This is a genomic window from Comamonas sp. GB3 AK4-5, from assembly GCF_041320665.1.
In the GTDB taxonomy this organism is placed as follows: domain Bacteria; phylum Pseudomonadota; class Gammaproteobacteria; order Burkholderiales; family Burkholderiaceae_C; genus Comamonas.
Map to the genome: position 1 here is coordinate 2,527,292 of NZ_CP166730.1, position 21,116 is coordinate 2,548,407.

Consider the following 21,116-nt stretch of genomic DNA (forward strand, 5'->3'; position numbering starts at 1 on the left):
CAGCATGCCCATGTCCTCTGCCGCGTCACACCCCTGGATCATGCCCGACTGGCCGCCGCTGCCCGGCGTGCAGGCCTTGTTCACCACCCGCGCGGGCGGCGTGAGCCAGCCGCCTTTTGACAGCCTGAACCTGGGCGACCATGTGCGCGATGCACCGGCCGATGTGGCGGCCAACCGCCGCATTCTGGCCGAGGCCCTACAGCAGTGCAGCCCCGGCGCGCGGCCGGTGTTTTTGCAGCAGGTGCATGGCTGTGATGTGCAGGCCTTGAACGCCAGCACGGCCGATGGCACGGCAGCCGATGCCTGTACCAGCAGCCAGCCCGGCCAGGTTTGCACCATCATGGTGGCGGATTGCCTGCCTGTGCTGCTGGCCCACCGCCATGCGCCGGTGGTGGCGGCGGCCCATGCAGGCTGGCGTGGCCTGGCGGGCCAGGGCGGTGTGGGCGTGCTGGAGACCGTGTTGGAGCGTTTCAAGGCGGATGTGCAGGCACAGCTTGCGCGGAAAGCTCTCAAAAATGAAGCAGCCACGAATGAGGCAGTCATGCCCGCTTGGTGCGCGGACGATGTGCAAGCCTGGCTGGGCCCTTGCATAGGCCCCACGGCGTTTGAGGTGGGCGACGAGGTGCGCCAGGCCTTTGTGGCGGATAGCGCTGCGGCCCAAGCCTGCTTTGCCCCAGGGGCGGTGCCGGGCAAATGGTGGGCCGACCTGGCTGGCCTGGCCCGCCTGCGGCTGCAGGCCCTGGGCATCCACCGCATCTATGGCAACGACAGCAGCCCTGGCTGGTGCACGGTGACGGATGCGGCGCGCTTTTTTTCACACCGACGCGATGCAGCAGTGCTGGGCAGCACGGGCCGCATGGCGGCCTGCATCTGGCTGGGTTAGGCGCTCAGGACATGGGCGGTTGCGAGGGCGGCGGGGGCGTCGCGGCTTGTTCCGCTGGTTGGGCCTGGGCCGCATCCCAGGCGCGCTGTTCGGCCTCGCGCTGGGCCCGCAGCCGGCGCTTGCGCATGGGGGTGCCCAGGATGTAGGCCACGATGCCCATGGGCAGCAGGCCATACAGCGCGAAGGTGATGCAGGCGCCCAGCAGGCTGCCGGCTGGGTTGGTGGCCTCGGCGATGGCCATCATCAGCACAACGTAGAACCAGGCAATCAAAATCAGGTACATGGCTGGCAAGCATAGGTCAGAGCGGGGGGCAGGGTGCTTGCCGCCCTTGATATCCGTCAATGAGCATGCTTGCAAACGGGGCCGCTGCGCCGGCTTGCGTTGTCAGCGGCGTCTGGCTCGGCAACAATGGATAGGCAGCTGATCGCACGCATACCAACAAGGGGACAAAGCAGGCATGAATTCCGATCCTATCTGGGGCCAGAGCGCCCAGGCTTTTCAGCAGTTTTTCGGTGAGCAATGGTCCAAGGCCATGCAGTCGTTTCAGCAGTTGGAGCCCGGCTCCCAGAGCAAAGCAGCGGCCCAGCCCGGCGTGCAGTTCGAGCCGGGCAAACTCCAGTCCGTGCAGCAAGACTATGTGCGTGAAGCCACGGCGCTGTGGGCCGCCGGCATGAAGGCGCCGGTGCCCAAGGACAAGCGCTTCAGCGCCGCGCCCTGGGAGCAAAACCCGCTGGCCTCTTTCTCGGCCGCAGCCTATGCGCTCAATGCGAAGGCCTTGATGGGCATGGCCGAGGCCGTGCAGGGCGATGCCAAGACCCGTCAGCGTGTGCGCTTTGCCGTGGAGCAGTGGGTGGCGGCCATGTCGCCCAGCAACTTCATGGCACTCAACCCCGATGCCCAGCAAAAAGCCATTGAGACGCGCGGCGAGAGCATTGCCAAGGGCGTGCAAAACCTGCTGCACGACATCCAGCAGGGCCATGTGTCCATGACGGACGAAAGCGTGTTCGAGGTGGGCAAAAACGTGGCCACCACCGAAGGCGCCGTGGTCTATGAGAACGAATACTTCCAGCTGATTGAGTACAAGCCGCTGACGGCCAAGGTGCACGAGCGCCCATTCCTGATGGTGCCGCCCTGCATCAACAAGTACTACATCCTGGACCTGCAGCCCGAGAACTCGCTGATCCGCTATGCCGTCAGCCAGGGCCATCGCACCTTTGTGGTGAGCTGGCGCAACCCCGATGCGTCCATGGGCGATCGCACCTGGGACAACTACATCGAGGAAGCGATTCTTCGCGCCATTGCCGTGGTGCAGGAGATTGCAGGCGTCGAGCAGATCAACGCCCTGGGCTTTTGCGTGGGCGGCACCATGCTGGCCACCGGCCTGGCCGTGCTGGCTGCACGCGGTGAGTACCCCGCAGCCAGCGCCACCTTTTTGACCACGCTGATCGACTTCCAGGACACCGGCATTCTGGATGTGTTCATCGACGAAAACTTCGTCAAATACCGCGAGATGCAGATGGGGCAGGGCGGTCTGCTGGCAGGCCAGGAACTGGCCTCGACCTTCAGCTTTTTGCGCCCCAACGATCTGGTCTGGAACTATGTGGTGGGCAACTACCTGAAGGGCGAAACCCCGCCGGCCTTTGACCTGCTGTACTGGAACAGCGACAGCACCAATCTGCCCGGCCCCTGGTATGCTTGGTATCTGCGCAATTTCTACCTGGAAAACAATCTGGTGAAGCCCGGCAAGCTGACCGTGTGTGGCGAACAGATCGATCTGCGCCTGCTGGATCTGCCGGTCTATGTCTATGGCTCGCGCGAGGACCACATCGTGCCCATCGACGCGTCATATGCATCCACCCAGCTGTTGCCTGGCCCCAAGCGCTTTGTGATGGGGGCTTCGGGCCATATCGCTGGCGTGATCAACCCTCCCGCCAAGAACAAGCGCAGCCACTGGCTGCGCGAGGATGGCGCGCTGCCACCCACCTTGTCGCAATGGCTGGAAGACGCCGAAGAGCTGCCCGGCAGCTGGTGGACCGATTGGGCCGACTGGCTCAAGGGCCATGCAGGCAAGCAGGTGGCCGCGCCCAAGCGCTACGGCAAAGGTACAAAGTACCAGCAACTGCAGGCAGCGCCCGGCAGCTACGTGCAGCAAAAAGCCTGAGTTTCCCTGTGTTTTGTCCCGTGAAACCGGGGCAGAATGCTGCGGTGCAATATGAAGCCGGCACGCCATGTGCTTGTTGGCTTTGGCACATATCCCTGACCAAGTGAATACGCAAAAGGAACATCATGGAAGACATCGTCATCGTTTCCGCCGTCCGCACTCCCGTGGGCAAGTTTGGGGGCTCGCTGGCCAAGGTGCCCGCGACCGAACTGGGTGCCATCGTGATCAAGGAAGCGCTGTCGCGTGCCCAGGTGGGTCTGGACCAGGTGGGTGAAGTCATCATGGGCCAGGTGCTGACCGCTGGCGTGGGCCAGAACCCTGCCCGCCAGGCCATGATGAAGGCTGGCGTGGCCAAGGAAACCCCGGCGCTGACCATCAACGCCGTGTGCGGCTCCGGCCTGAAGGCCGTAATGCTGGCAGCCCAGGCCGTGGCCACGGGCGACAGCGAAGTGGTGGTGGCCGGCGGCCAGGAAAACATGAGCCTGTCGCCCCATGTGCTCAACGGCTCGCGTGACGGCCAGCGCATGGGCGACTGGAAGATGACCGACACCATGGTCGTTGACGGCCTGTGGGATGTGTACAACCAATACCACATGGGCATCACCGCCGAGAACGTGGCCAAGGAAAACGCCATCAGCCGCGAGCAGCAGGACACGCTGGCACTGGGCAGCCAGCAAAAGGCGGCCGCAGCGCAGGACGCAGGCAAGTTCAAGGACGAAATCGTTCCCGTGGTCATCCCCCAGCGCAAGGGCGATCCCGTGGTGTTTGCTGCCGATGAATACATCAACCGCAAGACCAATGCCGATGCGCTGGGTGGCCTGCGCCCCGCCTTCGACAAGGCCGGCACCGTGACGGCGGGCAATGCCTCCGGCATCAATGACGGCGCGGCCGCCGTGGTAGTGATGAGCGCCAGCAAGGCCAAGGCCCTGGGCCTGAAGCCCCTGGCCACCATCAAGGGCTATGCCACCAGCGGCCTGGATCCCGCCACCATGGGCATGGGCCCGGTGTTTGCCACCCGCAAGGCGCTGGACCGCGCTGGCTGGTCCGTGGGTGATGTGGATCTGTTCGAGCTGAACGAGGCCTTTGCTGCCCAAGCCTGCGCCGTCAACAAGGTGCTGGGCATTGACGCCGGCAAGGTCAACGTCAATGGCGGTGCGATTGCCATTGGCCACCCCATTGGCGCTTCCGGCTGCCGCGTGCTGGTGACCCTGCTGCATGAAATGCAGCGCAGCGGCGCCAAAAAGGGCGTGGCCGCGCTGTGCATTGGCGGCGGCATGGGCGTTGCCATGGCACTGGAACGCTGAGGCGCATGGCACGAAGCGGCCTGCATGCCAGGCCACTTCGTGCTGCCAGCGCAGCAGGTGCATCGCAGCATGGCTGCCGGTGCATGCCATGCGCTGGCATTGACAGCTGCTGCTCTTGTGTTGATAGCGCAAAAGTCAATAAAAAAGCCGCGATTGGTACTTACCTCAAGCTTTCTCTGGAAAATTGCAGGTAGAGTGTTAGTAGAAAACTATCGATCAACAGGAGAGATTTCATGAACCAGAAAGTAGCGTATGTGACCGGGGGCATGGGCGGAATTGGTACGGCGATCTGCCAGCGTCTGCATCGTGAAGGTTTCAAGGTCATTGCGGGCTGCGGGCCCACACGCGACTTCCAGAAATGGCTGGACGAACAAAAGGCCCTGGGCTACAGCTTTTACGCATCCGTGGGCAATGTGGGCAATTGGGAGTCCACCGTCGAAGCCTTTGCCAAGGCCAAGGCCGAATATGGCAGCATCGACGTGCTGGTGAACAACGCAGGCATCACACGGGACCGCATGTTCCTGAAGATGACGCCGGATGACTGGCAAGCCGTGATCGAAACGAACCTGAACTCCATGTTCAACGTGACCAAACAGGTCGTGGGTGACATGGTGGAAAAGGGCTGGGGTCGCATCGTCAACATCAGCTCGGTGAACGGTGCCAAGGGCCAGGCCGGCCAGACCAATTACTCGGCGGCCAAGGCGGGCATGCACGGCTTCACCATGGCCCTGGCCCAGGAACTGGCCACCAAGGGCGTGACCGTGAACACCGTCAGCCCCGGCTACATCGGCACCGACATGGTCAAGGCCATCCGCGCTGACGTGCTGGAAAAGATTGTGGGCACCATCCCCGTCAAACGCCTGGGCGAGCCGGGTGAAATCGCCTCCATCATCGCCTGGCTGGCGTCGGACGAAGGTGGTTACTCCACCGGCGCTGACTTCTCGGTCAACGGCGGTCTGCACATGCACTAAAGCCTGGTAGTGGAGGTGTGAGGGCGCAAGCCTTTCCCCTCGCAAGGCGCAAAGGAGCTGGATATCCAGCTCCTTTTTTTATGCCTGTGCATGCAGTGCATACCTGCATGGCCCCCAGAGGTTTTCGCGGCATCGGCCCCCTGCCGCAAAAGCGGAAAGGGCGCACTCGGCGGAGAAACGAGAAAGCCCACCGAGGTGGGCTTTCATGGGGTGGAACAACGTCGTGGACGGCGCAATCTGTGCTCGGTATCAGTGCCACGCCGGAAGGCAGGATGGACAGTGCCGAAGCATCATGTGGGCCACAGGACCAGCAACCAGACTACAGGCGTGCCGGGGCACGCTTGCGGTCACGTTCGTCTTCAGGCCAGGCGGACAGTGTTGTGGAAAGTTGCATGTAGTTTTCACTCCTTGTACTTCTATAACGCCGCGCCAAAAGACATCGTTGACTGGGCGTGCTGCAAAGATTTGCGTGAAAAGTTCAGATTTGTATCTGTTTCATGTCCGGTCTGCCGCCAGCCATGGAAAGCAAAAAGCCCGCCGAGGCGGGCTGATTGGCAATGTGGTGAAGGCCATTGGATGCATCACCGGGGAGATGTGGACTGGCATGTCTGGCAGTCCTGGTAATCCGTACGGGGCAGCGGCGCTGTGCGTGTGCAAGCTGCGCGAAAAGGCGGGTACTTGTCAGTTCGGGGTGCGGTGCACATGGCCGCACTGCCGACGCCTGTTTACAGGCGAGCGGGGCTGCGCTTGCGGTCGCGTTCGTCGTCAGGCCAGGCGGACAAGATGGCGGTGGTGTTCATACAAATTCACTCCTTGTGTACTGACATAACGCGGCAGAAATACCTGCGGTTGACAGGCGCGTGGTCGGTAAAACGGAGAAATGCCAGGGAATCCACCTTTGTTTCAGGCTTGCTACGAAAGTGCCGAGCAAGAACAGCAAAAAGCCCGCACGCAGCGGGCTTTGGGGCAGAAGGTTCAGAGCGGCGCTGGGCGCTGGCTCTATAAAGCAGGGTTTACGCAGTGGCAGGCCGGCAGCCCGCGCACGGGGCGCTTACAGGCGGGCCGGGCTACGCTTGCGATCGCGGTCGTCGTTGGGCCAGGCGGACAAGATGGCGGTGTGCAACATGATAGGTTTTCTCCTTGTGCATCTACAACGCGGCGGCGCACAGGGCGGTTGACAGGGCTGCACAAAAAAATCGGTGCCAGAAGAAAAACATCCTGAGACGCATGCCAATGGCCGTTCCCTACAATGTCTGGTTTGCTGGCTGCCGGAGGGCTTATGTCTTTGCACACATGGCTGTTGTATGTCTCTTTGGCGGGCGTGGTGATTGCTTCGCCTGGGCCTTCGGCGCTGCTGTGCGCCACGCATGCGGCCCGTTACGGTGTGCGGCCGGTGCTGGCCACCATTGTTGGGGGCATAACGGCATCGATGACGCTGATGGGGCTGTCCGCCCTGGGTCTGGGCGCGGTGATTGCCGCTTCGGATACGCTGTTTCACGCCATCAAATGGGCGGGCGCTGCCTACCTGCTGTACCTGGGAATCAGCACCTGGCGCAACCAGGGAGGTGAGGCTGCGGGCAGTGCTCCTGCCGCAGCCGCGGACGACGCGCAGCAGCCCAAAGAGGAGAGCGGCCTGTCCATGTGGCGCACCTGGGGGCCGCTGTATCGCAAGGGCTTTGTGGTGGGCATTGGCAATCCCAAGGATTTGTTGTTTTTCAGTGCGCTTTTCCCGCAGTTCCTGGATGCCAGCGCCCCGGTTGCCGGGCAGTTGGGTGTGCTAGGACTGACCTGGCTGGTGCTGGATGGCAGCATCATGTTTGCCTACGGATTGTGCGGCGCCACATTGCTGGCCCGCTTGCAGCATGGTGCTGCGGCCCGTTGGTTTCATCGCGTCACCGGTGGTGCCTTCATTGCGGCCGGTGGTGTCCTGGCCGCGTCCAACCGCTGAGGCCAGCGCAGCCTCAGCGTTGCAATGGCACAGCGGCGGCAAAGTACATCACACAGGCCAGATACATACTGACTCTAGAATGTGCCCCGCCAGTCTTGTCGCGCACCAGGCTGGGTTGGCCTCTGCAAGCAAGAGAGGGACGGCCGACATGCAACATCACACAACATATCTCTGGAGAATTTCGACATGACATCGGACGATGACAGCCAGCAGCGCTTGGCTCTTGGCCTTATTTTTGCCCTCGTGACCCTGGTGGTCAGCACCGTGGTGGGTGGGGTGGTGTACCGCTCGGTGGCCCAGGGCGGCAAGGCCCCAGCGGCCAGCATCCCGGTTGTGCTCGATCCTGCTGTGGCGAACCAAGGGGTTCCGCCGGCTTTGGCAGCGGGCGCCGTTGAAGAGGGCGAAGGCGCCTACATCCGTGTGGAGCAGGGCGTGGTCAAGTTCTACTTTGCCACGGGCAGTGCAGAGCTGGCAGCCGGTGCCGATGATGCGCTGGCCGACGCTGTGCGCATTGCCAACCAGCGCGGCAAAAAGCTGTCGGTGGCGGGCTTTCACGACGGCACGGGCGATGCCGCCCTGAATGCGGAACTGGCCAAGCGCCGCGCCTTTGCCGTGCGCGACGCCATCGTTGCCCTGGGTGTCAGCACGGCCAATATCGAGCTGCGCAAGCCCGAGCAGACCCTGGCCGACGGCAGCAATGCCGAAGCCCGCCGCGTGGAAGTGGCCGTGATCGAATAAGCCCAAAGCGCTGCGCCAGCGCAGGCCCTTCACTGCGCAAGCAGATGAAGGCCGGCAAGCCCGCTTCCCAAGCCCATCACTACGGGCTTGGGAAGCGGGCTTTTTTGATGGCGGGGTTTGGGGACGATGGTGGGCGCCATCTGTATGGCGCTTGTGTGGCCCATCTGTACCAGGTGCGGCGGGCGGTGGGTCCGTAGAATTCGCTGTCTCGCGCCCCAGGAATGGGGGCCGGCCCCTCGCCCCAACACCCCCAAAAAACGGCCAACAAGCCCTGTGTGCCATGCAACTCCCCATCCACATCATTGACGCATTCACCGCAGAGCGGTTCAAGGGCAACCAGGCCGCCGTGATCCCCCTGGACGCATGGCTGCCTGCCCCTGCGCTGCAGGCCATTGCGGCAGAGAACAACCTGTCCGAGACGGCATTCCTGGTCTGGAGCGCCGACCGCGATGCCTATGAGATCCGCTGGTTCTCGCCGTTGAAAGAAATCGATTTCTGCGGCCATGCCACGTTGGCCAGCGCGTTTGTGCTTTTTGAATCTGCCCCGGCCCTTCGCAGCCTCACGTTCTGGGCCGCTGCCGTGGGCAAGGTCTCCGTCACGCTGGAGGACGGTGGACGCATCCGCATGAGCTTCCCCCGCCGTGACGCACAGCCCGTGGCGGAGCCGCCGGCCGCACTGCGCGAGGGCCTCAGCCCGGCCCCATCGGCCTATCTCGTGAACCAGCAGGCCTATGTGGCCGTTTACGCATCGGAAGCGCAGGTGCGCGCGGTCCAGCCTGATCTTGAACGCCTTCAATCGCTGGGGCCGCTCGATGTGGTGGTGACGGCGGCTGCGAATGCCGGTGCGGCCTATGACTTTGTCAGCCGCTATTTCTGGCCAGCCAATGGCGGCGATGAGGACCCGGTCACCGGTTCCATCCATGCGGCGCTGGCACCTTACTGGGCCGGCCGACTGGGCAAGAACAGCCTGGTGGCACACCAGGCATCACGGCGCACGGGCACGCTGTTTTGCGAGGTGACGGCATCGAGCGTGGAGGTGGCGGGCCACTGCGCCCGCTATCTGAGCGGCTGCATCACGATTTAGCCGGCAGCAGGCTTTGTGCCGAGCACGCAGCGCCAAAGAAAAATCCCCGGCACCTTGGATGGTGTCGGGGATTATTTTTCGTTTACGCGTTCCGCAGTGCGTCAGTGGAGGCGTCTTGGGGGCCTGTCTTATAAGCCCTTGAATTCTCTTGTATCAATTCGATCTTGTAGCCATCCGGATCCGTCACAAAAGCGATCACCGTGCTGCCGCCCTTGACGGGGCCGGCCTCGCGGGTGACAGCGCCGCCGGCAGCCTTGATTTTTTCGCAGGCTGCATAGGCATCGGGCACGCCCAGGGCGATATGGCCGTAGGCCGTGCCCATGTCGTAGCTTTCGGTGCCCCAGTTGTAGGTCAGCTCGATCTCGGCCTGGGCGGGGTTGCCGCCCTCAAAGCCCAGAAAGGCCAGCGAGTACTTGTATTCGGAGTTTTCCGAGGTGCGCAGCAGCTGCATGCCCATCACCTGGGTGTAGAAATCAATCGAGCGCTGGAGGTTGCCCACGCGCAGCATCGTGTGGAGGAATCGCATAGTCATGCCGCCCATTGTGCCTTCAAGCACAGCCCCTCGCCTGAAAGCACACACTAACAATATCTATGAAGTTGATAGCTGTTCATGCTGATGCAGAAAGCGCTAGAGGCCGTTTTTATGTGGATTTTTGCGGCTGCCGCGTTCCCAGCCACAGCACGCAGGCCCAGGTGAGCAAGGCGATGCAGGCCAGCCAGGCCATATGGGGCAGGGCGGCATCCAGCGGCGCACCGATTTGGTTCAGCCGCAGCGAGGCCTGTATGCCTGCCGTGCTGGGCGAGAGCCAGCGCAGCCATTGCAGCAACTGGGGCAGGGCCTCCACCGGCCAGGTAAAGCCACCCACAAAGGCCAGCGGGATGGAGGTGAACAACACCACCTGCAGGGCGCGTTCGCGGTTGGCCAGCCACCAGCCCAGCAAGGCGGCGCAGCCAGCCACAGCGGGCACAAAACAGACCAGCAGCAGCAGGGCACCAGCGGGATTGCCGCCGCGTGGGTAGTCTTGCCAGATGAAGATCCAGCCAAAGTACAGCAATCCGGCCAGCCAGCCTGGCACGCAGAATGCACAGAGCCGCGCCAGCCAGTGGGTGGCGCTGGCATGGGCCAGGCCTTGCTCGCGCCAGGTGCCCACCGTCAGTGCCGCGCCCATCAACAGGGTTTGCTGCAGGATGAGAATCGCCACGGCGGCCACGACAAAGCTGCCATAGCCCTCGGTGGGGTTGAACAGCGCAATCGCCTGGGCGTTGACGGGCGAGCGGCTGCTGGCGGCCTGCAGCGCGCTCTGGCCGCCGGCCGAAAGCCGCTTGATCTCAATGCCGGCGGACACCGTGCCAAAGGCCTCTGCAAAGCCGTACTGCACCTGTTTGCTCACCAGCGGATAAGCGCCATTGGCATAAACCGGCACCACCACAGAGCTGCTGCGTACCACCTCGCGCTTGAGGTCGCGGGGCAGCAGGGCATAGCCCATGACCTCGCCGCGCAGCAAGGCCTCGCGGGCCTCGCCCTCGTCGCCGGTGACCAATTGCGGGTCTATGCGCGGGCTGGCCTGGGCAAAGCGCAGCATTTGCCGCGCCAGGTTGGAGTTGTCTTGCACCACCACGGCCACGGGCACGCGTTGCACCACCTGCAGGCCGTAGAACCAGGGGTAGAAAAAGCCATACAGCAGCGGCGCGCCGCACAGCAGCAGCACGGCGCCCTTGTCGCGCAGCAGGCTCAAAAGGCTGTCCCGCCACAGCTGCCAGAAACCAGGGGATGTGGGCATATTCATCGACCGCCCCATTTCTCGGGGTGTGCCAGGCCACGCAATAGGCCGGCGCTGGACAGCGCCAACAGCACCAGCGTGGCCAGCAGCAGGCCGCAGACCACGGGCAGGGTTTGGGCCACGGGCGCGCCCATCTGCCACTGCTGCAGCTGCAGGCGGGCGTAATGGGTATAGGGCATGGACAGCGCCCAGCCGCTGGCCGCTGGCGTCATGGCCAGCAGCGGAAAGCCCACGCCGCTGAAGGCAAAGGCCGGCGCCGACAGCAGACCCGCGCCCGACAAGGCCGTGCGCAGCGACAGGGTGACAGCCGCCAGCGCCGCGCCAAGGGCCAGGCTGAGCACGGTCAGCGCCGCCAGGCCCACGGCCATCCAGGCCAGGCTGCCCGCCACGGCCCAGCCGCGCAGCTGTGACAGATACACCAGGCAGACCATGGTGCTGGCCCACAGCATCACCGCAGGGGGCAGCAACTTGGCCGATAAAGCCCCGGCCACCTGCAGCAGGCCGGGCTTTTCCACGCCATTGGCCTGCAGCCACTGCCCCAGCGTGCGGTCGCGCAGCTCGCGGCCCACAGACCAGGCGCCTGCCGTCATGGCCAGAATATGCAGCAGCGCCGGGATCAGCGCCGCGGCCAGAAAGGCCTCGTAATTGGTGGACACATTGAACAGCGCCACCAGCTGAGTCTTGATGGGTTCCATGCGTACCTGCAGCGCTTGGTGCGGATCGCCGCGCTTGGCGCGTGCCTGCATTTCCACACCGGCTGACAGCGTGCCCACCACCTGCTTCAGATCGCGCTGCAGCAGGCTGGAATGGGTGGCCAGCTGGGCGTTGTGCAGCAAGGTGACGGTGGCCGCCGTGCCGCGCTTCACATCGCGGGCAAAGTCCGGCGGGATATGCACCACGCCGTAGACATCGGTGCGCTGCAGCGCCTCTTCGGCCTCATGGGCGTTGAGCACATGGCGCTGCACCGACAGCCCAGGCGTGGCCTGCAGCATGCGCTCCAGCTGGTGCGACAGGGTGCTGTGGTCCTCATTCCATACCGCAATCGGCAGGCCATAGGGCTGGCCGGCGGCAAACACCCAGCACAGCATGGCCATGGCCAGCAGCGGCACCCAGCTGACCATGGCCATGTCCCAGGGGCGGCTCACCAACAGCCCCCATTCACGGCGCAGGCTGCGGCCGAATGCGCTCACGCGCCGCCTTCCACAATCACGCTCATGCCGGGGCGTGCGCCTTCAATGGGCTGGGCCGGGCGGGCACGCACCTCAAAGGTGCGGGCATCAAAACCCTGGCTGCCGCGCGTGGCGCGCCAGGTGGCAAAGTCCGGCAGCACGCCCACGTAGTACACGGTGAATTCAGCGCTGCGCTGGCCCAGGGCCGGCAACTGGCCGCTGAACTTGCTGCCCACGGCAAAGCGCTGCAAAAAGTCTTCGCGCACATTCAGCACCACCCATTGGTCGTTCAGATCGACCACGGTGACCACGCTCACGCCCTGGGGCGAGAGCTCGCCCACTTTGGCCAGCACATTGCTCACTTCGCCTGCGACCGGGCTGCGCAGCTGGGTTTCGGCCTCGGCCGCTTTGACCTCGGCGATCACGCCATCCACCTGGCGGGCCTGGGCAGCCGCGGCCGATTTGTCTTCCACCCGGGCGCCGCTGGCGGCCATGTCGTACTGAGCCTGGGCCGCCTGGGCGGCTGCGGTGGAGGCGCGCCAGTTGGTATGGGCCTCGTCCCGTTTTTGCGCCGCCACCAGTCCCTGGTTGAACAGGCTTTGCACGCGGTCATACGAGGTCTTGGCCAGCTCCGCAGCCGCCTGGGCACGCTGCCAGTTCAGGCGGGCCATTTCCACTTCCTGGGGGCGGGCGCCACGGTTGGCCTTGTCGGCCACGGCCTGGGCCGCGTCCTTGGCGGCCTGGGCCTGGGCCAGCTTGGCCTGCACCTCGGGGCTGTCCATTTCCAGCAGCAGATCACCGGCCTGGATTTTCTGGCCCTCGGTGACCAGCAGCTTGCTGATGCGGGCCGTGACCTTGGGGGCGATATCGGCTTCCTGGGCTTCCATCTGCCCCTGGAAATAAGGGGCTGGCGGCTGGGCCGCTTTCCAGAAACCCCAGAGGATGAAGAGCAGCACCGCTACTGCTGCGGCGCCAGCCACCAGCAGCGGCAGGGGCTTGCGCGGCGCGGGGGCGCGCGGGGGGACAGGCGCGGGCGTGGCAGAGGTCGGTGCTTGGGTGGGTTCGGTCATGGAGCGTCTGCAGGAATGAGGATGTCGGCACGGGCCATGTACTGGGCAAAGTCATCGGTCTGGCCGGTGCTCTCCAGCAAGGCGGCCAGGGCCTGCACATATTGGTTGGCGGCGGCGGCGCGTTCGGTCTGCACCTTGGCCAAATTCAGCTGGGTATCAATCAAGTCCAGCGTGGTGCTGCTGCCTTCCTTGAGGCCGGCGGTGCGCAGGCGCAGCAGCTCGCGCGCCAGGTTTTCCTGGGCCTGGCCGGCCAGGTATTGGGTGCGGGCCTGCTCCACGGCCAGCCAGTTTTTTTCCACCAGCAGGGCGATGTCGGAGCGGACCTGGGCATCGGTCAGCTCGGCCTGCTCGATGCTGCGCTGGCCTGCGGCAGCCAGTTTGTCGCGGTCTATGCTGTCCCACAGCGTCCAGCGCACGGCCACGCCGGCCACCCAGTTGGGCTTGCTGCTGGTGTTGACCTCGCGCATGCCAAAGGCCAGCACCTGGGGTTTGCGCAGTGCCTCGGAGGCATCATGCATAGCCTCGGCCTGGCGCTTTTTGGCGGCGACCTTGCCCAGGCCCGGGTGCTGCAGCAGGGCGGCATCCAGAAACTGCTGCAGCGGTGGCAGAGGCTGGCTGCTGACAAACAGTGCCGAGCTGGGCTGTACGCCGGCGGCCGCATGCACGGTACGCGCCAGGGCGTTGTGGGCCAGGTGGGCATCGTCATCGGCCTTGAGGGCTTGCTGCTGGGCATCGGCCAGGGCGGCGCTGGCCTGCAGCCGTTCCACCTGGGCGATCACGCCGGCTTTGAGCATGCGCTGGGCCGCGTCGTCATGGGCACGCACGCCGGTCAGGGCCCGCTGGCGCAAGGCTGCGGCGCGGGCCGCCAGCTGGGCGCCGAAGTAGCGCTGCACCAACAGGGAATGCAGCTGATTGCCGCTGGCCGCGGCGTCGGCCACGGCTTCATCGGACATGCCATCGAGCTGCTGGCGCACGGCGTTGGACAGGCCGCCCATATAGACGGGCCAAAGCGCCGACAGATTGGCCGAGCCCACATTGTTCTTGCGCTGCAAATCGTAGTTGGAGGGCAGGTTGAGCTGCGGGACCGGCAGGGGAAGCGGAATCGGAAGCCCCCCGCCCAGATTCACATCGACATTGGCCGAATAGCGATAGCCCATGCCCGTCACCGCCAAGGACGGGCCACCCAGCCCCTCCATGCCTTCGCGGCGCAGCTTGGCGCTGTCCACGGCCTTGCGCGAGGCGGCCAGTTGCTCCGAGCGCTCCAGGAAAGCGGCCTGGGCCTGGGCAAAACTCATGCGGGTGCCGTTGGCGGCCGTCTGCGCCCCTGCGCTGCAGGCCAGCAACATGCTGGCGACGACCAAGCCGTAGCGCGGCCAGGCAAGTGGGCCATGGGGTGGAGCGTGGTGCGACAAGGAGCTCAAGGGCATGGAGACAAGGCGATAGGCTTCACAAAAAGGTAGCGACAAGGCCTGTGCACCGAAGCGATGGAGCTGCACCAGCCCGGCGGACCTTCATCGACGGCTTGGGCATACGCGGCGCCACCCTGGGAGTCTGAGAACATGTTCCGATGGATGTTCTAAGGCGTGTATTTTGTGTTGCATTGTGCGCTGTCGCGACCAACGGTTTGAAATAACCAAGAAAACGCACAGACAAACAAACAAGCCGCAGCACCCGGGTAGGGTGGCGCGGCCTGCTTCAGGTGTTTCTGCTGTGGAAGCACTTCACATCTTCATTGCGAAACGGTAATTGAGCGTTGTCATGTGACTGGTGTTGCGGCCATCGTAAGCGCCGCTTCCATGGCTGTTAGTGTGCCGTGCGGGCCACAGAAAATGTTGCTTCAAATTTGAGAGTATTGCCGTGCTACAGAATTTTCTTCTGCAAAAATTCTTTGAGTGGTAAATTTTGCTGATGGATTCTTTGGATAGAAAAATTCTGGCCGCACTGCAGGCCAATGCCCGGGCCAGCTTGCAAGAAGTAGGCCAGGCCGTGGGTCTGAGCGCCTCACCCTGTTGGAGCCGCATCAAACGCATGGAAGAGGCCGGCGTCATCGAGGGCTATACCGTGCGCCTCAACCCCCAGGCCCTGGGCCTGGCCGACACGGTGCTGGTCATGGTCACCCTGGACAGCCACTCCGACAACACCCTGGAAAAGTTCGGCGAGGTGCTGGCCTCCATTCCCGAGGTGGTGGAAGCGCATCTGGTGTCGGGCGAATACGACTATCTGCTGCGCGTGGTGGTCAAAGACACGCGCGACTACGAGCGCCTGTTGCGCGAGAAGCTCTACAAGATCAAGGGCATACGCCACAGCCAGTCCAGCTTTGTGCTGCGCACCCTCAAGCGGGCCGATTTGCCACTGGGCGTTTGATGGCCGGTGAACAGGCGCTCACGCAATGCAGGACAGCGTTGCGTGCTCCCCCAAAATGAAGCGACGCAGTGCGTGCCAGGCATTGCTGCCACCTGCAGCCTGTGCTGAAATGCGGCTGCGCCGGCCATCGGCGTGACTGCACCACGTACACCATGAAAAACTGCATCGTTTTGTCGGCCCTGGTTCTGGCGACTTCCCTGGCTGCTGCTGCCGACAAGGCCCCCACGGCCCAGCAAAACCTGATGGCGACCTGCAACACCGAAGCCACCGGCAAAAAAGGCGATGAACGCAAGGACTTCATGAAGTCCTGCCTGTCCGACGGTAAAAAACGCCAGCAGGAGCGCATGAAGACTTGCAACACCGACGCCACCGGTAAAAAGGGTGAAGAGCGCAAGGCGTTTATGAGTGAGTGCTTGAAGAAAAAGTAACCCCCCTGAGCCGCCTTCGGCGTCTTCCCCCCAGGGGGACGGCATCATCGCTGCGGGGCGGCCCTTGCTCGATGCCCCTGGCATATGCCGTGCCGTGGCGAACAACTTTCTACCGCACGTAAAAAGCCCGCAGTCGCGGGCTTTTGTTTTTCGCTGAGCTGGTATTTCAGCCCCAGCATTTGTCCCACAGATGCTGCAGTGCCATGCCCGCCAGCATGGCGGCCACAAACAGCCAGGCCTCGGGCTGCAGCGTGGACAGGTTCATCAGCGCCGGGCCGGGGCAAAAGCCCGCCAGACCCCAGCCGGTGCCGAACAGGGCCGCGCCAACCAGCAAGCGTCCATCGACGCGGCTGCTGCTGGGCAGTTGCATGGGCTCGCCCAACAAGGCCGGCAGCTTGCGGGCTGCACGGCGCTTGGCCCAGCCAAAAGCCAGCAGGCCTACGGCAATGGCCCCGCCCATGAGCAGAGCCAGCGAGGGGTCCCATTGGCCAAAAAAGTCCAGAAAGTTCTGCACCTTGGCGGGGTTGCCCATGCCGGAGAGGATGAGGCCCAAGCCAAAGACCAGGCCGGCAACCAAGGCCACCAAAGAAGTTTTTGCGTTTTTCATAGCATTCATCGCTTGCTGTAATGGCCTATCAAGCCAGTTGGAGTACATGGCGCAGCACATACACGCTCAGCGCGCCCGTGGCCATGAACATCAGCGTGGCCGCCAGCGAGCGCAGCGACAGCCGCGACAGCCCGCACACGCCGTGGCCGCTGGTGCAGCCCGAACCCAGGCGGGTGCCAAAGCCCACCAGCAGGCCGGCCAGCACAATCAGCAGCGGGCTGCGGGGCATCTCCATGGCGGGCAGGGGGGCGAACCATTGCCATGCCAGCGGGGCCGCCAGCAAACCCAGGATGAACGCCAGGCGCCAGCCCCAGGTCTGGGGTTGCTGCCAGCTGCTGCGCTGCATCAGCGTGCCCACGATGCCGCTGATGCCGGTCACCCGGCCCAGCAACACCACCATGGCGGCCACGGCCAGGCCAACCAGCACCCCGCCGGCCAGGGAAGACCAAGGGGTGAATGCATTCCACAAAATCGTCATGTCGTTGTTTCCGGAGCGCAAAACAACTGGTACAGCGCTTGCATCAAAGTCAGGGCAGGGCCTTCGGTGATCTGGTACCAGATGAATTTGCCTTCGCGTCGGGTGCTGACCAGTCCCTCGCGGCGCAGCACGCCCAGCTGCTGCGACAGCGTGGGTTGACCAATGCCGGTGAGTTGCTCCAGCTCGCCCACCGTGCGCTCTTGCTGTGCCAGCTGGCACATGAGCATCAAACGGTCGGCATTGCCCAGCAGCTTGAGCAGGGCCACCGCCTCGGTGGCATGGGCGCGCAGGGCCTGCACATCCATGGCGGCGGCATCTGCAGGCACAGCGGTTTCAGTGGCGAGGGGGGCGGTCTGGGGCATGGTGGGGCGGGGAGGGAGGTCAGGCGCCCGATGCTATATAAAAAAGTAGACTGTCAGCGCCGCAGGGCGATTGCCGGAGGGACATATTCGCAATGAAAAAGGCCTCTGAAGCAATCCACACCTACGGTGATAGCTCTCAATCCAGAAGCTTTCAGCGCTTGCAGCTGCTGATGCCCAGCAAGGGGTAGAGCGGGCAAAAGCGCAGCAGGCCGGTGAGCAGCGGCACCACACCAATCCAGCCCCACCAGCCCACGGTGCCTGTGGCGGCCAGGGCGATCAGCACCAGGCCGACCAGAATGCGCAGCATGCGGTCCAGGCCGCCGACGTTGTTTTTCATGCTCTCTTCCTTTCGTTGAGTGAATCCACTGTTGCCATGCGCCCAGGCTTCTTTGCGAAGTAGAGTCTAGGCACACAATATGTTTTTGTATATTATATAAAAAGATAAATTAATCAAGTTTTTTTGCACCCAACTGAAGGAGTTCCCATGAGCACGTTTGCCCACCAAGCCCTGATCCGTGACATCAACACCTCGCTCAAGCCTTTTCGCAGCTCGCAAAGCGAAGCCATGAAGGGCTTTGCCCAGCTGGCCCAGGCCTCCATGGCCGAAGGTGCCATCAGCGCCAAGCACAAGGAGCTGATCGCCCTGGCGATTGGCGTCACGCAGAAATGCTCGGGCTGCATAGGCTTTCACGTCAAAGCCTTGCTCAAGCTGGGCACCACCCGCCAGGAGCTGGACGAAATGCTGGCCATTGCCGTCTACATGGGCGGCGGCCCGGCCCTGATGTATGCGGCCGAGGCCGTGCACGCCTGGGAGGAAATGTCGGCAGCTGCCGCGCCCACTGCCGTTTGATCTGCTCTCTAAAGCAGAGCGCCCTGCACGCATAGGTATTGCGTGCAGGGCGCTTTTGACTTGGAGTCCGCGTTTCAGCCTCTTGGCTTGCGGGTGTCCGGCAGCAAGGCCGTGGCCAGGCCCAGCAGCGGCAAAAAGGACACCAGGCCATAGACCCACACAATGCCATGGGTGTCGGCCAGATCGCCCAGGGCGGCGGCGCCAATGCCGCCTATACCAAACATCAGCCCAAACATCAGGCCCGAGACCATGCCCACGCGGCCGGGCACAGCCTCCTGGGCATAGACCACCATGGCGGCAAAGGCCGAAGACATCACCAGGCCGATGGCAACGGCCAGCACCGCCGTCCACACCAGGCCCACATGGGGCAGGGCCAGAGCGAATGGCGCGACGCCCAGGAAGGAAATCCAGATCACCGCCTTGCGCCCGACACGGTCGCCCACCGGGCCACCCGCAAACGTGCCGGCCGCCACGGCCGCCAGAAACATGAACAAAAACATCTGGCTGTGCTGCACGCTCACGCCAAAACGTTCGATCAGGTAGAAGGTGAAGTAGTTGGTGAACGAGGCGATGTAGACAAACTTGGCAAACATCAGCACGCAGATCACCGCCACGGCGCGCACCACGCCGGCGCGGTCCAGACCCTGCACATGGCTGGTGGCCAGGCCCTTGGCCTTGGCCTGGCCATGCTGCTTGACCCAGAGGGTCAGGCGATAGAGCACATAAATGGCCGCCAGCGCCGCAAAGATGAACCAGGCCACTGCCGCCTGACCGTAGGGGATGACGATGGCAGCCGCAAGCAGCGGGCCAATGGCCGAGCCGGTATTGCCTCCCACCTGAAAGGTGGACTGCGCGGTGCCAAAGCGCCCGCCCGAGGCCAGGCGGGCAATGCGCGAGGCTTCCGGGTGGAAGGTGGCCGAGCCCACGCCCACCACGGCAGCAGCCACCAAAAGCATGGCGTAGCTATTGGCCACGGCCAGCAGGGCAATGCCGATCAGCGTCATCACCATGCCGCTGGGCAGCAGATAGGGCTTGGGGTGCTTGTCGGTGTAAAGCCCCACCCAGGGCTGGAGCAGGGATGCGGTGACCTGGTAGACCAGGGCAATGAGGCCAATCTGCCCAAAGCTCAGTGCGAAATTGGTCTTGAGCAGGGGGAAGATCGCCGGCAGCATGGCCTGGATCATGTCGTTGAGCAGGTGGGCGAATGCCGCACCGCCCACGATGGGCAATAAAAAGCCCTGGTGCTTGGTGGCCGCGGCCAATGCGGCGGCAGGTGCGGGAGATTCCGGGAGCGTGGTGGTAGAGGCAGTCATGGAAAAAGCAGATACAGCGAAACGGCGGCCCGGGCAGCCGAGGGCGAACCAGGAAGCAGCAAGCGTAGTGGGCGGTGCAATGGCTGTCTCGCGCTAACATGCCAATCTATATAGCGTTTCTGCCATTTAAACCCCGGTCTTCTCTATGCCAACCGAGCCCGCTCTCAAGCACAAGGAATACGACAACCTCCCGCGTTCGGTGGTGGTCATGGAAAGCCGCTGGCAGGCCGGCATGTCCACGGGCTGGCATTCCCACCCCAAGGCCCAGCTGCTGTATGCGACCGAGGGGGTGATGGTGGTGCACACCGAAACGGGATCGTGGGTCATCCCGCCCAACCGGGCGCTGTGGGTGGCCACAGGCCTGCGCCATACCGTGAGCATGTCCGGTGATGTATGGATGCGTACCGCCTATATCGAGACGGGCCAGGTGCCGGCGCTGCCCCAGGCCAGCTGTGCCATCAATGTCTCGCCGCTTTTGCGCGAGTTGCTGGTGGAAGCGGTGCGCCTTTCGCCCACCGAAGCGCCCGAGGGGCGGGATGCCCGGCTGCTGGCGCTGCTCATCGACGAAATCCGCGACTCGGCCACCATGCCGCTGCACCTGTATCTGCCCATGCCCAGCGACGCGCGCCTGCGCTCTATTTGCGATGGCCTGGTGGCCCAGCCTTCGGAAGCCGCCAGCGTGGCGCAATGGGCGGCCTCCATCCATGTGGCGGAGCGCACTCTGCACCGGCTGTTTGCCCAGGAAACCGGCATGACGTTCGCACAGTGGCGGGAGCAGGCCCGCTTGCTGCATGCGCTGCGCCGCATTGCCAAGGGCGACAAGGTGATTGATATCGCCATCGACTGCGGTTACGCCAGCCCCAGCGCATTCACCGCCATGTTCCGGCGCCACTTTGGCATCACGCCTTCAGGCTTTTATCAATAGGCGAAGCGCATGGCTTAGGCCATGGCCCGCTCTGCCAGCAGCAGCAAGGCGATGGCGATCATCAAAGCCCCGGAGACCCGGGTGACGATGAAAGCCGCCGACGGCCGCGAACCCAGCACGCGCTGCGAGGCCATGCCCACGCCAAAGTAGACAAAGCAGCAACTGATGGCATGCACGGCGCCCAGGGTCAGAATCTGCGCGCCGATGGGCCAAGCCGCAGCAGGCCGCACAAACTGGGGCAGCAAGGCCAGCAACAGCAAGATCAGCTTGGGGTTGAGGCCGCTGACGCCCGCGCCCTTGATGGCCCAGCGCCAGGGCATATCGGCGGCCTGACCTACTTCGCCTGTCGCAACCGCTGTTTCCAGGGGGCCGGCCTGGGCCGGGGGAGGGCTGCGCCACATGCCCATGCCCATCCACAGCAAATAAGCCGCGCCGGCCACCGTCAGCACGGTCAGCACCATGGGTTGGCGCGCCACCAGGGCCCCCACGCCGGCGGCCACGGCCAAGGTGGCCAACAAGGCACCGCAGGCCAAACCCACCACGGCCGGCAGCACCAGCCGACGCTCGCGCAGCCCGGCCGAAATCACATAGGCCCAGTCCGCCCCCGGGGTGATCACCAGCAAAAACGACACCGCCCAAAAGGCCGTCACAGCAGTCAATGGCACACAGCTACCCACAC

General features: G+C 63.8%; 24 protein-coding genes. 12 read left to right on the forward strand and 12 right to left on the reverse strand.

What is annotated here, in order from left to right:
* Nucleotides 1-4 precede the first annotated feature (4 nt).
* Nucleotides 5-883: a polyphenol oxidase family protein gene (locus ACA027_RS11385; RefSeq protein ID WP_370682482.1), complete on the forward strand. Its 879-nt coding sequence runs from the start codon at nucleotides 5-7 to the stop codon at nucleotides 881-883.
* A 4-nt stretch (nucleotides 884-887) separates the two neighbouring features.
* Here the strand turns inward: ACA027_RS11385 and ACA027_RS11390 are convergent, their stop codons facing one another.
* Nucleotides 888-1,166: a hypothetical protein gene (locus ACA027_RS11390; RefSeq protein WP_370678352.1), complete on the reverse strand. Its 279-nt coding sequence runs from the start codon at nucleotides 1,164-1,166 to the stop codon at nucleotides 888-890.
* A gap of 175 nt (nucleotides 1,167-1,341) precedes the next feature.
* Here ACA027_RS11390 and ACA027_RS11395 point away from each other — a divergent pair, with 175 nt between their 5' ends.
* From ACA027_RS11395 to ACA027_RS11425, 7 genes are all read left to right on the forward strand, one after another.
* Nucleotides 1,342-3,045, forward strand: coding sequence for a PHA/PHB synthase family protein (locus ACA027_RS11395; RefSeq protein WP_370678353.1), 1,704 nt, complete (start codon nucleotides 1,342-1,344; stop codon nucleotides 3,043-3,045).
* Nucleotides 3,046-3,170: 125 nt separating this feature from the next.
* Nucleotides 3,171-4,349 carry an acetyl-CoA C-acetyltransferase gene (locus tag ACA027_RS11400; RefSeq protein WP_370678354.1) on the forward strand — a complete coding sequence of 393 codons (1,179 nt, stop codon included), beginning with the start codon at nucleotides 3,171-3,173 and terminating at the stop codon, nucleotides 4,347-4,349.
* Nucleotides 4,350-4,373: 24 nt separating this feature from the next.
* Nucleotides 4,374-4,586, forward strand: a complete 213-nt coding sequence (locus ACA027_RS11405; protein ID WP_370678355.1) for a hypothetical protein — start codon at nucleotides 4,374-4,376, stop codon at nucleotides 4,584-4,586.
* Nucleotides 4,583-5,320 (forward strand): acetoacetyl-CoA reductase, encoded by a 738-nt coding sequence (phbB, locus tag ACA027_RS11410; RefSeq protein WP_370678356.1) that lies wholly within the window; start codon nucleotides 4,583-4,585, stop codon nucleotides 5,318-5,320. The genes ACA027_RS11405 and phbB overlap by 4 nt, the downstream gene beginning before the upstream one ends.
* A 1,279-nt stretch (nucleotides 5,321-6,599) precedes the next feature.
* A complete protein-coding gene (locus ACA027_RS11415; RefSeq protein WP_370678357.1) occupies nucleotides 6,600-7,268 on the forward strand; it encodes a LysE family translocator in 669 nt (222 codons plus the stop codon).
* A 186-nt stretch (nucleotides 7,269-7,454) separates the two neighbouring features.
* Nucleotides 7,455-8,006 (forward strand): OmpA family protein, encoded by a 552-nt coding sequence (locus ACA027_RS11420; protein ID WP_370678358.1) that lies wholly within the window; start codon nucleotides 7,455-7,457, stop codon nucleotides 8,004-8,006.
* 280 nt (nucleotides 8,007-8,286) lie between these two features.
* Complete coding sequence (locus ACA027_RS11425; protein ID WP_370678359.1) at nucleotides 8,287-9,090, forward strand: PhzF family phenazine biosynthesis protein; 804 nt, start codon at nucleotides 8,287-8,289, stop codon at nucleotides 9,088-9,090.
* 82 nt (nucleotides 9,091-9,172) lie between these two features.
* Here the strand turns inward: ACA027_RS11425 and gloA are convergent, their stop codons facing one another.
* The 5 genes from gloA to ACA027_RS11450 all read right to left on the reverse strand — a co-directional run bounded on the left by gloA (nucleotide 9,173) and on the right by ACA027_RS11450 (nucleotide 14,537).
* A complete protein-coding gene (gloA, locus tag ACA027_RS11430; RefSeq protein ID WP_370682567.1) occupies nucleotides 9,173-9,616 on the reverse strand; it encodes a lactoylglutathione lyase in 444 nt (147 codons plus the stop codon).
* Between the two features lie 115 nt (nucleotides 9,617-9,731).
* Nucleotides 9,732-10,871: an ABC transporter permease gene (locus ACA027_RS11435; RefSeq protein ID WP_370678360.1), complete on the reverse strand. Its 1,140-nt coding sequence runs from the start codon at nucleotides 10,869-10,871 to the stop codon at nucleotides 9,732-9,734.
* A 2-nt stretch (nucleotides 10,872-10,873) separates the two neighbouring features.
* A complete protein-coding gene (locus tag ACA027_RS11440; RefSeq protein ID WP_370678361.1) occupies nucleotides 10,874-12,061 on the reverse strand; it encodes an ABC transporter permease in 1,188 nt (395 codons plus the stop codon).
* Entirely contained in the window at nucleotides 12,058-13,110 is a 1,053-nt protein-coding gene (locus tag ACA027_RS11445; RefSeq protein ID WP_370678362.1) for an HlyD family secretion protein, read from the reverse strand. Before ACA027_RS11445 ends, ACA027_RS11440 begins: the two co-directional genes overlap by 4 nt.
* A complete protein-coding gene (locus tag ACA027_RS11450; protein WP_370678363.1) occupies nucleotides 13,107-14,537 on the reverse strand; it encodes a TolC family protein in 1,431 nt (476 codons plus the stop codon). The genes ACA027_RS11445 and ACA027_RS11450 overlap by 4 nt, the downstream gene beginning before the upstream one ends.
* A 481-nt stretch (nucleotides 14,538-15,018) precedes the next feature.
* Between ACA027_RS11450 and ACA027_RS11455 the strand changes: the two genes are divergently transcribed.
* Nucleotides 15,019-15,474, forward strand: a complete 456-nt coding sequence (locus ACA027_RS11455; protein WP_370678364.1) for an Lrp/AsnC family transcriptional regulator — start codon at nucleotides 15,019-15,021, stop codon at nucleotides 15,472-15,474.
* A 152-nt stretch (nucleotides 15,475-15,626) separates the two neighbouring features.
* Nucleotides 15,627-15,902: a PsiF family protein gene (locus ACA027_RS11460; RefSeq protein ID WP_370678365.1), complete on the forward strand. Its 276-nt coding sequence runs from the start codon at nucleotides 15,627-15,629 to the stop codon at nucleotides 15,900-15,902.
* Between the two features lie 166 nt (nucleotides 15,903-16,068).
* On the opposite strand, the gene ACA027_RS11465 is transcribed toward ACA027_RS11460, so the two are convergent.
* The 4 genes from ACA027_RS11465 to ACA027_RS11480 all read right to left on the reverse strand — a co-directional run bounded on the left by ACA027_RS11465 (nucleotide 16,069) and on the right by ACA027_RS11480 (nucleotide 17,686).
* Nucleotides 16,069-16,509 (reverse strand): DUF6691 family protein, encoded by a 441-nt coding sequence (locus ACA027_RS11465; RefSeq protein ID WP_370678366.1) that lies wholly within the window; start codon nucleotides 16,507-16,509, stop codon nucleotides 16,069-16,071.
* Between the two features lie 28 nt (nucleotides 16,510-16,537).
* On the reverse strand, nucleotides 16,538-16,987 hold the full coding sequence (locus ACA027_RS11470) for a YeeE/YedE family protein (RefSeq protein WP_370678367.1): 450 nt from the start codon (nucleotides 16,985-16,987) through the stop codon (nucleotides 16,538-16,540).
* Nucleotides 16,984-17,349, reverse strand: coding sequence for an ArsR/SmtB family transcription factor (locus ACA027_RS11475; RefSeq protein ID WP_370678368.1), 366 nt, complete (start codon nucleotides 17,347-17,349; stop codon nucleotides 16,984-16,986). The genes ACA027_RS11470 and ACA027_RS11475 overlap by 4 nt, the downstream gene beginning before the upstream one ends.
* Nucleotides 17,350-17,500: 151 nt before the next feature.
* Nucleotides 17,501-17,686, reverse strand: coding sequence for a DUF2892 domain-containing protein (locus ACA027_RS11480; RefSeq protein ID WP_370678369.1), 186 nt, complete (start codon nucleotides 17,684-17,686; stop codon nucleotides 17,501-17,503).
* A gap of 147 nt (nucleotides 17,687-17,833) precedes the next feature.
* On the opposite strand from ACA027_RS11480, the gene ACA027_RS11485 reads away from it, so the two are divergent.
* Complete coding sequence (locus ACA027_RS11485; protein ID WP_370678370.1) at nucleotides 17,834-18,199, forward strand: carboxymuconolactone decarboxylase family protein; 366 nt, start codon at nucleotides 17,834-17,836, stop codon at nucleotides 18,197-18,199.
* A 74-nt stretch (nucleotides 18,200-18,273) separates the two neighbouring features.
* On the opposite strand, the gene ACA027_RS11490 is transcribed toward ACA027_RS11485, so the two are convergent.
* On the reverse strand, nucleotides 18,274-19,512 hold the full coding sequence (locus tag ACA027_RS11490) for an MFS transporter (protein WP_370678371.1): 1,239 nt from the start codon (nucleotides 19,510-19,512) through the stop codon (nucleotides 18,274-18,276).
* A 145-nt stretch (nucleotides 19,513-19,657) separates the two neighbouring features.
* On the opposite strand from ACA027_RS11490, the gene ACA027_RS11495 reads away from it, so the two are divergent.
* On the forward strand, nucleotides 19,658-20,437 hold the full coding sequence (locus tag ACA027_RS11495; RefSeq protein WP_370678372.1) for a helix-turn-helix transcriptional regulator: 780 nt from the start codon (nucleotides 19,658-19,660) through the stop codon (nucleotides 20,435-20,437).
* A 14-nt stretch (nucleotides 20,438-20,451) separates the two neighbouring features.
* Here ACA027_RS11495 and ACA027_RS11500 read toward each other — a convergent pair whose 3' ends face one another.
* Nucleotides 20,452-21,102: a LysE family translocator gene (locus tag ACA027_RS11500; RefSeq protein ID WP_370678373.1), complete on the reverse strand. Its 651-nt coding sequence runs from the start codon at nucleotides 21,100-21,102 to the stop codon at nucleotides 20,452-20,454.
* Between the last annotated feature and the right edge of the window lie 14 nt (nucleotides 21,103-21,116).